The organism is Thiobacillus sp. 65-1402 (assembly GCF_001897685.1).
Taxonomy (GTDB): Bacteria; Pseudomonadota; Gammaproteobacteria; order Burkholderiales; family Thiobacillaceae; genus Thiobacillus.
The window spans coordinates 1-12,284 of the sequence record NZ_MKUG01000068.1; the positions used below are offsets into that span (position 1 = coordinate 1).

A 12,284-nucleotide genomic window follows, 5' to 3' on the forward strand; every position below is an offset into this window, starting at 1 on the left:
CCCACAGTTTGCCCCCTTCGGGCAGCGCCCGGTTGTGCTGGGAGCGGACCAGCCAGTCGGCGGGATGCTCCAGATCGCGGGCTTGCGCCATCAGGGCCACGATGTCGGCCTCCCGATCCGCCACGTACACCAGACGGGTGTCCGGCAGGCTGGCCGCCAGTTCGGCGATGCGCATGTAGCCTTCCGTCCAGCGGGTGCTTTCCAGCAGGCCGCCCCGTTGTCCGTCCGCGTCCTTGGGCTCGCGCGCCCACATCCAGGCATCCAGCACCCCCAGGGGTTCCCGTTCCGGGCTAACCGCGTAGGTGGGATGGACGTACATGCCACGCTGCGCTTCATAGGACAGCGGTCCCAGACCGGCAATGCCTTGCCCGTTGAAGTCCAGTTCCGTGGTGTCCTGCAGGCACAGGACGACGGGATGGGCGCGCATGCGCGCCTCGGAACTGCGCCAGTGCGGCGCAAGGATGGCTTCCCATTCAACGTCGTCCTGGGACAGAAAGCGATACGCCGCCTGGGTTTCCGCCCAGCCTCCGCACGCTTGCGGAATGCTGGCCATCGGATTGGCGGCCATGCGCTCGGCCAGCAGCACCGTGCGCTTGTCCAGACGCCTGTCGCCGAGATCGATATCCTTGAACTCCTCCGCCGCCCAGCTCATCACGCAAACCTCGTATTACCAGAGAAGTCAGCATGTTACGGTGAGGCATTGAAGTTGTGTGTAATGGGATGGGTCAAGGAGGGTTGCGTTGCCGAGATAACCGGACAGAAGCGTAACAAGGTATTTAAATTTGTGGGCTATCTCGATCTTTACGAGATGGCTGCGTAACCCTGCAAGCTGTCGGCTGCTGAACTCGCGGCTTGGCTGGGCGCAAAAATCGGGGCGAGGGATGCGGTGCATGGGGCGTAGATCAATTTGATTCCTGCGGAATGCGTAGCATTATTTGCTACGAACGAAGCAAAAAATGAAACACACGGTGAATGTCATGCGGCCCGAAACCGTAAAGGTTGAGTTGATGCGAAATTCGGGGCAGGCGCGTCATTTCCGTGGCATGTTTCGAGATTCGTGGGCCGGATCAATGGTATTTCCCCACTGTATAATTCGTGCTGGCCGAGCCAGGGATTTCTGGTTTGACGGCGAGTGCCTGGTCTGGTCGGCGTCTTGATCGATAAGTTCGATACGGACCACTTCGTAATAAATACATTGTTGAAGTAGATAAAACACTTTTGGGTAAGGGGCGATGCAGTTGATTTTTGGATTGGTTCTCACCTTGCTGGCCACGCCTGTCCTGATCTGGGCGGCACACAATTACGGTTTGCTCGACCACCCCGATGAACGCAAGCACCACCAGGGCGCAATTCCTGTGGTGGGCGGCTTGGCCATGTCGTTTGCGATTGCGGTCTCGGCTGCGTGGTACCTCGCGGGTGCCGACATCTTTTGGGGGCTGCTTGTCTCGGTATCGATCATTGTTGTCGTCGGTTTTATGGATGACCGGACCGGGCTGTCGGTAAGAAGGCGTTTTCTAGCGCAAGGCATTGCGGGCCTGATCATGACCTTGTTCGCAGGGGCGCAGCTAACGAGTCTTGGCGACCTGTTCGGTTTTGGCCCCGTCGCTCTGGGCGCGTTGGCGGTGCCTTTTACGATCTTTGCGATGGTGGGCATGGCCAACGCGCTCAATCTTTCCGATGGCATGGATGGTTTGGCGGGAGGGCTGGCCCTCATCACCACCGTATTCACTGCCGCCGTAGCCTTTTTTTCGGGCAGAGCGGACACATTGCTTGTCCTGCTGATACTGGGCGGGGCGCTGATCGGCTTTTTGTGCTTCAACATGCGCTTCCCCTGGCAGCGTCGTGCCAGGGTGTTTATGGGCGATTCCGGCAGTCTGATGCTGGGGTTCCTGTTGGCCTGGGCGGTCATCCGGGTCACTCAGGGCAGGGAAGATGCGCTATCGCCTGCAGCGGCGCTGTGGTTCTTCGCCATTCCGCTTTGGGACACGGTGAGCCTGATGCTGCGGCGCATGCTCAAGGGCAAAAGCCCCTTTCACCCCGGCCGTGACCATCTCCACCACATTCTGCTGCGCGCTGGGTATAGCGACAGCCAGGTGGTGCACTTTATCCATCTGGTTGCGGTGGCGTGCGGGTTGATCGGCTTTCTCGGCTGGCGCTGGGGGGTACCCGATGCGGTGATGTTCTACAGCTTTCTCGCGATATTCGGCCTCTATTTCTATGGCGTGCAGCATGCCTGGAAGTTGATGCGTCTGATTGTGCCTTTGCGCCGGCAGGACCAGACGCACGGGTGATCCCGCGAAATTGCAGCGGCGCGAAAATCGCGGCGCCGGTGCGTGGTTGTTGCCGCTTAAGCGGCCTACAAACCACGGCCTACTCCTTGCGGGTGCTCCTGCAATGCAGGCGTGGCGCGCTCGCCATGATTGCCATAATGGTAGGCATTACTGATATTTCTGCCTATTAAATTAAGCATCTGCGGTAACCATGGACTTGCATTATCTTATATCAACGCCCACTATAGTGGGCGTTGATATAAGATAATGCCTAATATTATGAGCAAGTTCGAGATGCCGGCGGGGGTGACTCAGCGAATTACTCAGCTGGGCCAGCGTATCCGGGTTGCGCGGATACGGCGCGGCTGGTCGGTGGCCGATCTCGCCGCCAAGGCCGGCATCAACCGCAATACCCTCACTGCGTTGGAGCAGGGCCGGCCAGGCACTGCGATCGGCGTCTGCATCGCGGTTCTGTGGGCGCTCGGCCTCGATAAAACCCTGGACGCCGTCGCCGATCCCGATACTGACCTGCACGGCAAGGCGCTTGAAGCATCTCGCCGCCCCACACGCGCCGGCAAGTCCAGGATGACGAGCGACGACTATGACTTCTGAGCGCGAAGCCTATATCTACATTCAGCTCCCAGATACTCTGGAGACGGTGACGGCGGCGTTGCTCAGAGTGCAGGCGATGCCCGACGGCACGCAGATCGGGCGCTTTCGCTATGGCGACCGCTATCTTCAGCGGCAAGAGGCGGTTGCGCTCGATCCGTTCCAGTTGCCTCTGGCTAAGAAGGTCTTTGAGTTTACCCAGCTCAAAGGCATCCCCGGGGCGGTGCGGGATGCCGGCCCCGATGCCTGGGGGCGGCGCGTGATCGAGCACAAGCTCGAACGCAGCGCCGCTGACCTTCAGGAGATCGACTATCTGCTGCACGGTCCGCAAGACGGAGCGGGCTATTTGAGCTTCGGGCTGAAGGCCGAACCGCCCGCGCCCAAGCGCCAATACAACCGCACACACCAGTTGGCCGAATTGATCGCAGCCACGCAAGCGATCGAAGACGGGAAACAAATAGCTGCGCACCTGCTCGAACATCTCGATCCCGGTACCAGCATGGGCGGTGCGCGGCCGAAGGCCACGATCGAGGATGCGCAATGTCTCTGGCTCGGCAAGTTTCCCGCCAAAGATGACCGCTGCAATCTGCAGCGTATCGAATTCGCGACGCTTGATCTTGCACGCCGCTGCGGCCTGAACGTCACACAGGCGCGGCTGCAAACGGTTGGCGACTGCGACGTGCTGATGCTGCAGCGCTTTGACCGCGAATACAACGACAAAGGCTACTTGCGCTTCGGCCTTGTCAGTGGGCTGACCGTGCTTGATTGCGGCGACAGCTATCTGGACCGGGAACGCTGGTCATACCCGCTATTGGCGGACAACCTGCGCCGCTGGTCCGACAAGCCCGAAGCCGACTGTGCCGAACTGTTCAGGCGGATGGTCTTCAACGCTGCCGTGACCAACAACGACGATCACCCGCGGAATCATGCGATGTTGCGCAGACAGAAGGGGTGGCGGCTGTCGCCAGCCTATGACCTGGTACCCGCGCCCGTCGTCAGCCTGGAGCGGCGCGACCTGGCATTGACCGTCGGCAACTATGGTCGCACCGCCAGCATCTACAACCTGCTGTCGCAGGCGGGCCGCTTCGGCTTGTCAGTGGAAGAGGCTCGCGCGGAAATCGATCGAATTATCGATGTTGTCCGAAACTGGCGCGACAGCTTCTTTGCCTGTGGGGTATCGGCCAAAGACATTGACTACATCGCGCCCGCAATGCTGCCTGATTGTTTCTTCTTTGAGACGCGGCCCGATCATCAGAATATTTGCAGAAACGGATCCCAACTGTGAATGACTTGTCGCACATCGACCAACCCATATCGATGCCAACGGAAGACTCCTTTGAGGCAGTGGGCGGAGGAGCCCACGTAGGGGACATCGATCCGCCGAAAAGGGTCGCCCGCGACGTGCTGACCCCAATCCATTACCGCCCTATCGGAGCGGGCCGATAATGCCGACTGTCGCCGTCATCGGCGGCGGCCCGGCCGGTTTGATGGCGGCCGAGATGCTCGCGCAAGGCGGCGTTCAGGTCGATCTGTACGACGCCATGCCTTCGCTGGGGCGCAAGTTCCTGCTGGCCGGGGTGGGCGGGATGAACATCACCCATTCCGAGCCGTTCGACGTTTTTCTGTCGCGTTACGGCGCGCGTGCTGCTGCGATCAAGCCGCTGCTGCAAGGCTTTCCCCCTGACTCGCTGCGCGAGTGGATACACGGATTGGGGGTCGAGACGTTCGTCGGTTCGTCGGGGCGCGTGTTTCCCCGGGACATGAAGGCCGCGCCGCTGCTGCGCGCGTGGCTGCACCGGCTGCGCGAATCCGGGGTGCGGTTTCATGTGCGGCATCGCTGGCAGGGGTGGGACAAGCCTGGCGCGCTGCGCTTTTCGACCCTTGAAGGGGAGCGCCTCGTTCAGGCCGATGCGGTGGTGCTGGCGCTCGGCGGCGGCAGTTGGGCGAAGCTGGGATCGGACGGCGCATGGATGCCGCTGCTGGCGCAGCGCGGGGTTGGGGTTGCGCCCTTGCTGCCGTCGAACTGCGGCTTCGATGTGGCGGGCGGCTGGAGCGAACACCTGCGCAGCCGTTTCGCCGGGCAGCCGCTGAAAACCGTGGCGCTGCGTTTCACCGCCGCCGCCGGGCAGCCGCATGAGCGCCGTGGCGAGCTGATGCTGTCCGATGGCGGCATCGAGGGCAGCCTGGTGTATGCGCTGTCGGCGCCGCTGCGCGATGCGATTGCCGTGCAGGGGGCGCTGACGGTGCAACTCGATCTGGCTCCCGACAAGACGCTGGCGCAGGTCGTCGCCGAGGTCGCCCATCCGCGCGGCGCGCGTTCGCTGTCCAGCCACCTGCAAAGCCGCGCCGGGATCCGGGGCGTGAAAATGGCGCTGCTGCGCGAAATCCTGGCGGAGGCGCAATTGAACGACCCGGCCGCACTCGCCCGCGCGATAAAATCGCTGCCGCTCACCCTCGTTGCCCCACGCCCGCTCGACGAGGCGATCAGCAGCGCCGGCGGCGTGCGTTTCGAGGCGCTCGACAACCGCCTGATGCTGCGCGCTCTGCCGGGTGTGTTCTGCGCGGGCGAGATGCTCGACTGGGAGGCGCCCACCGGCGGCTATCTGCTGACGGCCTGCTTCGCCAGCGGGCGCGCCGCCGGGATGGGGGCGCTGGAGTTTGCGAGAGCCGCGAGTTGAGGACCGGGAGCCACCGGCGTAACGATTGCGGCAGTGGTTTTTTGTAGGAGGCCCGCCCCCGGGCCGATGGGGTGGTGTTCGCGTCGGCCCGCAAATCGCGGCGAGGGCGCCGCTCCTACCGTGGGCGCGTGGGTTAGGTAGGAGCCCCGCCCCGGGGCGATGGATCGCCGCGGCGCTTGCGGGCTTTGCGATGACTGTTTCAACCGATACGTTTAAAACACATGCTGCGACTGACTGAACTCAAACTCCCGCTCGACCATCCGCCCGAGGCCCTGCGCGCGGCGATCCTGCAGCGACTGGAACTGGCGGATGATGCGCTCGTCGGCTTCAGCATCTTCAAGCGCAGCTACGACGCGCGCAAAAAGCACGCGCTGCTGCTGATCTACGCGGTCGATGTCGAGGTCAAAAACGAGGCGGCGCTGCTGAAGAAATTCCGCAACGACCGTCATCTCGCGCCGACGCCGGACATGGCCTATCAGTTCGTCGGCCATGCGCCCGAGAATCTGCGCGAGCGCCCGCTCGTCGTCGGCTTCGGCCCCTGCGGCATCTTCGCCGCGCTGGTGCTGGCGCAGATGGGCTTCAAGCCCATCGTGCTGGAGCGCGGCAAGGCGGTGCGCGAGCGCACCCAGGACACCTGGGGGCTGTGGCGCAAGCACGTGCTCAATCCCGAATCCAACGTGCAGTTCGGCGAGGGCGGGGCGGGGACGTTTTCCGACGGCAAGCTCTACAGCCAGATCAAGGATCCCCAGCACCTGGGCCGCAAGGTGCTGACCGAATTCGTCAAGGCGGGCGCGCCGGAAGAGATCCTCTACGTCGCCAAGCCGCACATCGGCACCTTCCGCCTGGTCGGCATGGTCGAGGCGATGCGCCACCAGATCGAGGCGCTGGGCGGCGAGATCCGCTTCCAGCAGCGCGTCACCGATGTGCTGATCGAGGACGGCCCCGATGGTAAAAGTATCCGCGGGGTGACGCTGGCCAGCGGCGAAACGCTCGCCAGCAGCCACGTCGTCCTCGCGCTCGGCCACAGCGCGCGCGACACTTTCGAGATGCTGCACGCGCGCGGTGTCCATATGGAGGCCAAGCCGTTTTCCGTAGGCTTTCGCATCGAGCATCCGCAGTCGCTGATCGACCGTGCCCGGCTGGGGGCGAACGCCGGCAATCCGCTGCTCGGCGCAGCCGACTACAAGCTGGTGCACCATGCAAAAAACGGCCGCACGGTGTACAGCTTCTGCATGTGCCCCGGCGGCACGGTGGTGGCGGCCGCCTCCGAGCCGAACTGCGTGGTGACCAACGGCATGAGCCAGTATTCGCGCAACGAGCGCAACGCCAATGCCGGCATCGTCGTCGGCATCGCGCCCGCGGATTTCCCCGGCGACGATCCGCTGGCCGGCATCGAACTGCAGCGCCGCCTGGAAGCGCGCGCGTTCGAACTGGGCGGCGGCAATTACGACGCGCCGGGCCAGCTGGTCGGCGATTTCCTCGATGGCAAGCCGTCCACCCGGCTCGGCAGCGTCGAGCCCTCGTACAAGCCCGGCGTGCATCTCACCGATCTGGCCTCCACCCTGCCGGACTACGCCATCGAGGCGATCCGCGAGGCGCTGCCGGCGTTCGACCGGCAGATCAAGGGCTTCGCGATGAAGGACGCGGTGCTCACCGGCGTCGAGACGCGCACCTCGTCGCCGCTGCGCATCACCCGCGGCGACGATTTCCAGAGCGTCAACGTCAAGGGCCTGTACCCGGCGGGCGAGGGCGCGGGCTACGCCGGCGGGATTCTGTCGGCCGGGGTGGATGGCATCAGGGTGGCCGAGGCGGTGGCGCGGCAGATGCTGGCAGAAACGGCGGGCGCCAAGCCGCTGTAGGAGGCCCGCCCTCGGGCCGATGCCGTGATGGTCGCGCCGGCCCGAAAATCGCGGCGGGCACCCAGAAGGCATAAAGGCGCCGCTCCTGCAATGGGGCGCGGGTTAGGTAGGAGGCCCGCCTCCGGGCCGATAGGGGATGTTCGCGTCGGCCGAAAATTATGGCGGGGGCGCCGCTCCTACGTGTTGGTGTTGTGGGTGAGCTGCACAAGTCGAAATATTCCATCCCTTATCTTGAGCCAGCCATGCCGCCACAAAACGCCATGCCGCACGGAAAGGATTTGCGCAAAGGACGGGTATCCCTGCCCAGGCAGGTGTACCACATCACCACTGTCACCTTCGACCGGCAGCCGGTTTTTTCCGATTTGCGCCCGGCGCGCGTGCTGATCAATGCGCTGCGGGAAGCCCAGGCGCGCGGCGATGCGACGACACTGGCTTTTGTGATCATGCCCGATCACATGCACTGGCTGCTGCAGTTGGAAGGTGCGACAGCATTGTCGAACGTGGTCGGTGCGGTCAAAGCCGTGACGGCGCACGGTTTGGGAGGACGAATCTGGCAGAGCGGATTTCATGACCATGCCCTGCGCCAGGAGGAAGACTTGGCGAAGCTGGCCCGGTACATCGTTGCCAATCCCCTGCGTGCAGGCCTGGTCCAGCGGATCGGGGATGACCCGCATTGGGATGCTGTGTGGCTGTAAGGACGCCGTACGAAAATCGCGGCGGGGGCGGGTTATGTAGGAGGCCCGCCCTCGGGCCGATGGGGTGGTTGTTCGCGCCGGTCCGAAAATCGCGGCGAGGGCGCCGCTCCTACAAGGGCGGGGGTTACGTAGGCGGCCCGCCCCGGGCCGATGGGCTCCCGCAGACCTATTTTCCGAATTCATCGAAATTTCATTTGCCTTGAATTCCATATTTCAAATATCATTGAAACATGGAAACGAAAACCGTCGTCACCGCCCTTGCTGCTCTGGCTCAGGATTCCCGTCTGGCCGTCTTCCGTGCGCTGGTCCAGGCCGGTCCGGCCGGCCTCGCCGCCGGCAGGATCGGCGAACTCACCGGCATTCCGCCATCCTCGCTGTCGTTCCATCTGAAGGAACTGTCGCACGCCGACATGGTGAGCTCGCAGCAGGCGGGGCGCTTCGTCATCTACACCGCGAATTTCGCCACCATGAACGCGCTGCTCGGTTTCCTCACCGAAAACTGCTGCGGCGGCAATCCCTGTTCGCCGGTCTGTTCGCCGGCCTGCGCCGCCGACAAGGCGTCGACGTGAACCGCCTTTACGGCATATCGCAGTCGCGTGATCGCTGGTTTCTGCCGCTGAACTTCCCTTTATTCATCTTCATTTCATCAAGGATCACCCGTGACTGAAAAGCCCTATACCGTGCTGGTGCTGTGCACCGGCAATTCCTGCCGCTCGCAGATGGCCGAAGTGCTGCTGAACCATGACCTCGCCGGCCAGGTGCGCGCGCTGTCCGCCGGCACTCGGCCGCAGCCGAAAGTGGCCGACGGCGCGATCGCGGCGCTGAAGGATGCGGGCCTGAATACCGACGGCCTGCACCCGAAGGACATCGACGCGGTGATGACCGAGGACATCGACCTGGTGGTGACGGTGTGCGACAACGCGAAGGAGGCCTGCCCGATCTTCCCGAAGCCGATCCCGGCCATCCACCTGCCGTTCCACGACCCGCACGGCGAACCGCTGGAGAGCTTCCTCGCGGTGCGCGACGACATCCGCGCCCGCTTGGTTGCCGCGGTGCGCGAGAAGTTCGGCCTGCAAGTGGCTGCCGCCTGAATCGACGGAGACGCTGCCATGTCCGACCCCGCTTTCAATGTGCTGTTCTTGTGCACCGGCAATTCGGCGCGCTCGATTCTGGCCGAGTCGCTGCTGAACGCTCTGGGCAAGGGGCGCTTCCGGGCGTTCAGTGCGGGCAGCCATCCCGGCGGGCGGGTCAACCCGTTTGCGCTGGAATTGCTGGAAAAGAACCATTTCCCCACCGGCGAACTGCGCAGCAAGTCGTGGGACGAGTTCGCGCAGCCCGCTGCGCCGCAGCTCGATTTCGTCATCACCGTTTGCGACAACGCAGCAGGCGAGGTTTGCCCGGTGTGGCCGGGCCAGCCGATCACCGCGCACTGGGGCATTCCCGACCCGGCTGCCGCCGGGGATGGCGACGAGGCCAGGCGCCACGCCTTCGTCGATGCCATGAACCGGTTGCAGCGCCGCATATCCATGTTCGTCAGCCTGCCGTTCCGCACGCTCGACAGCATGCGGTTGCAACAGGCCGTGCGCGAGATCGGGAAGGCGACATGAGCGCGCCAACCTTGATGGAGTCCGCCCGATGAGCGCACAGTGCGAAGCGACCGGAACGCGCGCCGCCAACATGGCCGGGGCAGCCGCGCCGATGAGCGTGTTCGAGCGCTGGCTCACGTTGTGGGTGGCGCTGTGCATCGTCGCCGGGGTGCTGCTGGGCCAGATCTTTCCCGCGCCGTTCCAGGCGCTGGGGCGGATGGAGGTGGCGCAGGTCAACCTCCCGGTCGGCCTGCTGATCTGGGTGATGATCATCCCGATGCTGATGAAGATCGACTTTGCCGCCCTGCATCAGGTGAAGTCGCACTGGAAAGGCATCGGCGTGACGCTGTTCGTCAACTGGGCGGTGAAGCCGTTTTCGATGGCGCTATTGGCGTGGCTGTTCATCCGCCACCTGTTCGCACCATATCTGCCGGCGGAACAGCTCGACAGCTACGTCGCCGGCCTCATCCTGCTGGCCGCCGCGCCGTGCACCGCGATGGTGTTCGTATGGAGCCGGCTGACCGGCGGCGACCCGTATTTCACCCTGTCGCAGGTGGCGTTGAACGACGCCATCATGATCGTCGCTTTCGCGCCCGTCGTCGGCCTGCTGCTCGGCCTGTCGGCGATCGTGGTGCCGTGGGACACGCTGCTCGCCTCGGTGGTGCTGTACATCGTCATCCCGGTGATCCTGGCGCAGGCGTGGCGTACGCTGCTGCTGAAACGCGGCCAGGCGGCGTTCGATGCGGCGATGGCCCAGCTCGGCCACGCCTCTATTCTGGCGCTGCTGGCGACGCTGGTGCTGCTGTTCGCCTTCCAGGGCGAGCAGATCATCGCGCAGCCGCTGATCATCGCGCTGTTGGCGGTGCCGATCCTGATCCAGGTGTTCTTCAATTCCGGCCTGGCCTACTGGCTCAATCGCAAAGTCGGCGAGAAGCACAGCGTGGCCTGCCCGTCGGCGCTGATCGGGGCCTCGAACTTCTTCGAGCTGGCGGTAGCGGCGGCGATCGCGCTGTTCGGCTTCCAGTCGGGCGCGGCGCTTGCCACCGTGGTCGGCGTGCTGATCGAGGTGCCGGTGATGCTGCTGGTGGTGAAGATCGTCAACCGCAGCAAGGGCTGGTACGAGGCCGGTCTGGTTGCCGGTAAAGGAAAACGGCATGTTTGACGCCCTCGCCACCCTGCTGGTTTTCGATCTCGCCGGTTTCACGCCGGCTACCCCGCTGGGCGCGGCGCTGCATTTCTTCGTCATGGACGTGGCGAAGATCCTGGTGCTGCTCACCCTGGTGATCTACGCCATGGGTTTCTTGCGCGCGCTGCTCAAGCCCGAAAGGGTGCGCGAATTCATGCGCAACCGCGGCAACCTGCAAAGCCGCTTCATGGCGGTGGGACTGGGCGCGGTGACGCCGTTCTGCTCGTGCTCGTCGATCCCGCTGTTCATCGGCTTCGTCGAGGCCGGCATCCCGCTCGGGGTGACGTTGTCATTTCTGATCGCCAGCCCGATGATCAACGAAGTCGCTATCGTGGTGCTGGCGTCGGTCATCGGCTGGAAATTCACCGTGCTGTATGTCGCCGCCGGGCTCAGCGTCGCCTTGATCGGCGGCTTCGTGCTGGAGCGTTTCAAGCCGGAGCGCTGGATCGAGGACTACGTGTGGAAAATCCGCGTGGGCGAAACCGCCGCGATCGAAGAGGACACCTCGCTGCGCGCCCGGCACGGCTATGCGGTCGCCCAGGTGAAGGAAATCGTCGGCCGTATCTGGAAATTCATCCTCATCGGGGTGGGGGTCGGCGCTTTCATCCATGGCTACGTGCCGGCGGATTTCGTCGCGAAGATCGCCGGCGACGGCGGCGTGCTGTCGGTCGTCGGCGCGGTGCTGGTCGGCGTGCCTCTGTATTCCGACGCGGTGGGCATCATCCCCATCGCCGAGGTTCTGCTGCAAAAAGGGGTGCCCATCGGCACCGTGCTGGCGTTCATGATGGCGGTGACCGCGTTGTCGCTGCCGGAATTGATCATCCTGAAGAAAGTCGCGAAGGTGCCGTTGCTGGCGCTGTTCACGGCCTACCTCAGCATCGCGTTCATCATCGTGGGCTTGCTGTTCAATGCCTTGAAAGGGGTTTTATGAGTACCGACCTGCATCCCTCCATCGTCGCCCTGGTTTCGCTGGCGGCCAATGTCGCGGCCAACCATCCCGGCCAGGGCCTGTGCCAGATCGAGCGCCTGAAGGACTACGGCGTGTCGCGCGAGCAGATCGACACGGTGATCGAGATCGCGCGCCACATCCGCGACGAAACCGCGCAAAAGCTCGACGCCAAGTTCGATGCGGCCTACGCTGGCCATTTTCCGCAGGCGGCCGACCGGCTCGCCGCCATTGCGGCGGCGGAAAGCGGTGCCTGCTGCACCCCCACGCCTTCCGGCAAACCGTGCTGCTGAGGCGCGGACGCGAACAAGGAGTCCTCATGACTATCAACGAACACGACCAGATCCGCCAGCAGGTGCGCGCCGCCTACGGCGCCGTGGCGCGGACCGAATCCAGCGGCTGCTGCGCGCCGAGCGCGGGCTGCTGCGCGCCGTCGGATCAGGACGTCGCCGAGC

13 protein-coding genes are annotated in these 12,284 nt (G+C 64.0%); 12 read left to right on the forward strand and 1 reads right to left on the reverse strand.

What is annotated here, in order from left to right:
• A partial coding sequence (locus tag BGO62_RS05610) for a transposase DNA-binding-containing protein (RefSeq protein WP_296639383.1) occupies positions 1-622 on the reverse strand: 622 nt, incomplete at its 3' end.
• A gap of 610 nt (positions 623-1,232) precedes the next feature.
• Between BGO62_RS05610 and BGO62_RS05615 the strand changes: the two genes are divergently transcribed.
• The 12 genes from BGO62_RS05615 (at position 1,233) to BGO62_RS05670 (ending at position 12,122) form a co-directional block, all read left to right on the forward strand.
• Complete coding sequence (locus tag BGO62_RS05615) at positions 1,233-2,291, forward strand: MraY family glycosyltransferase (RefSeq protein WP_296640077.1); 1,059 nt, start codon at positions 1,233-1,235, stop codon at positions 2,289-2,291.
• Positions 2,292-2,549: 258 nt separating this feature from the next.
• Positions 2,550-2,882 carry a helix-turn-helix domain-containing protein gene (locus BGO62_RS05620; RefSeq protein ID WP_296640079.1) on the forward strand — a complete coding sequence of 111 codons (333 nt, stop codon included), beginning with the start codon at positions 2,550-2,552 and terminating at the stop codon, positions 2,880-2,882.
• Positions 2,872-4,164: a HipA domain-containing protein gene (locus tag BGO62_RS05625; protein WP_296640081.1), complete on the forward strand. Its 1,293-nt coding sequence runs from the start codon at positions 2,872-2,874 to the stop codon at positions 4,162-4,164. The genes BGO62_RS05620 and BGO62_RS05625 overlap by 11 nt, the downstream gene beginning before the upstream one ends.
• Before the next feature lie 160 nt (positions 4,165-4,324).
• Positions 4,325-5,557: a TIGR03862 family flavoprotein gene (locus tag BGO62_RS05630; RefSeq protein WP_296640083.1), complete on the forward strand. Its 1,233-nt coding sequence runs from the start codon at positions 4,325-4,327 to the stop codon at positions 5,555-5,557.
• A gap of 221 nt (positions 5,558-5,778) precedes the next feature.
• Positions 5,779-7,416, forward strand: a complete 1,638-nt coding sequence (locus tag BGO62_RS05635) for an NAD(P)/FAD-dependent oxidoreductase (RefSeq protein WP_296640084.1) — start codon at positions 5,779-5,781, stop codon at positions 7,414-7,416.
• A gap of 191 nt (positions 7,417-7,607) precedes the next feature.
• Positions 7,608-8,111: a transposase gene (locus tag BGO62_RS05640; protein ID WP_296640086.1), complete on the forward strand. Its 504-nt coding sequence runs from the start codon at positions 7,608-7,610 to the stop codon at positions 8,109-8,111.
• Positions 8,112-8,341: 230 nt separating this feature from the next.
• Positions 8,342-8,680, forward strand: a complete 339-nt coding sequence (locus BGO62_RS05645; protein ID WP_296640088.1) for a metalloregulator ArsR/SmtB family transcription factor — start codon at positions 8,342-8,344, stop codon at positions 8,678-8,680.
• A gap of 90 nt (positions 8,681-8,770) precedes the next feature.
• Positions 8,771-9,202 carry an arsenate reductase ArsC gene (locus BGO62_RS05650; RefSeq protein ID WP_296640089.1) on the forward strand — a complete coding sequence of 144 codons (432 nt, stop codon included), beginning with the start codon at positions 8,771-8,773 and terminating at the stop codon, positions 9,200-9,202.
• An 18-nt stretch (positions 9,203-9,220) separates the two neighbouring features.
• Positions 9,221-9,718: an arsenate reductase ArsC gene (locus tag BGO62_RS05655; RefSeq protein ID WP_296640090.1), complete on the forward strand. Its 498-nt coding sequence runs from the start codon at positions 9,221-9,223 to the stop codon at positions 9,716-9,718.
• Positions 9,719-9,746: 28 nt separating this feature from the next.
• Complete coding sequence (gene arsB / locus BGO62_RS05660; RefSeq protein ID WP_296640093.1) at positions 9,747-10,859, forward strand: ACR3 family arsenite efflux transporter; 1,113 nt, start codon at positions 9,747-9,749, stop codon at positions 10,857-10,859.
• Complete coding sequence (locus tag BGO62_RS05665) at positions 10,852-11,814, forward strand: permease (RefSeq protein WP_296640095.1); 963 nt, start codon at positions 10,852-10,854, stop codon at positions 11,812-11,814. Before arsB ends, BGO62_RS05665 begins: the two co-directional genes overlap by 8 nt.
• Complete coding sequence (locus BGO62_RS05670; RefSeq protein ID WP_296640097.1) at positions 11,811-12,122, forward strand: hypothetical protein; 312 nt, start codon at positions 11,811-11,813, stop codon at positions 12,120-12,122. Before BGO62_RS05665 ends, BGO62_RS05670 begins: the two co-directional genes overlap by 4 nt.
• Positions 12,123-12,284 lie beyond the last annotated feature (162 nt).

Excerpts from the sequence above, each read along its gene's own strand:
- BGO62_RS05615 (WP_296640077.1), top strand. The coding sequence starts at position 1,233 with ATGCAGTTGATTTTTGGATTGGTTCTCACCTTGCTGGCCACGCCTGTC.
- BGO62_RS05635 (WP_296640084.1), top strand. The coding sequence starts at position 5,779 with ATGCTGCGACTGACTGAACTCAAACTCCCGCTCGACCATCCGCCCGAG.
- BGO62_RS05620 (WP_296640079.1), top strand. The coding sequence starts at position 2,550 with ATGAGCAAGTTCGAGATGCCGGCGGGGGTGACTCAGCGAATTACTCAG.
- BGO62_RS05655 (WP_296640090.1), top strand. The coding sequence starts at position 9,221 with ATGTCCGACCCCGCTTTCAATGTGCTGTTCTTGTGCACCGGCAATTCG.
- BGO62_RS05670 (WP_296640097.1), top strand. The coding sequence starts at position 11,811 with ATGAGTACCGACCTGCATCCCTCCATCGTCGCCCTGGTTTCGCTGGCG.
- BGO62_RS05665 (WP_296640095.1), top strand. The coding sequence starts at position 10,852 with ATGTTTGACGCCCTCGCCACCCTGCTGGTTTTCGATCTCGCCGGTTTC.
- arsB (WP_296640093.1), top strand. The coding sequence starts at position 9,747 with ATGAGCGCACAGTGCGAAGCGACCGGAACGCGCGCCGCCAACATGGCC.
- BGO62_RS05625 (WP_296640081.1), top strand. The coding sequence starts at position 2,872 with ATGACTTCTGAGCGCGAAGCCTATATCTACATTCAGCTCCCAGATACT.
- BGO62_RS05630 (WP_296640083.1), top strand. The coding sequence starts at position 4,325 with ATGCCGACTGTCGCCGTCATCGGCGGCGGCCCGGCCGGTTTGATGGCG.
- BGO62_RS05645 (WP_296640088.1), top strand. The coding sequence starts at position 8,342 with ATGGAAACGAAAACCGTCGTCACCGCCCTTGCTGCTCTGGCTCAGGAT.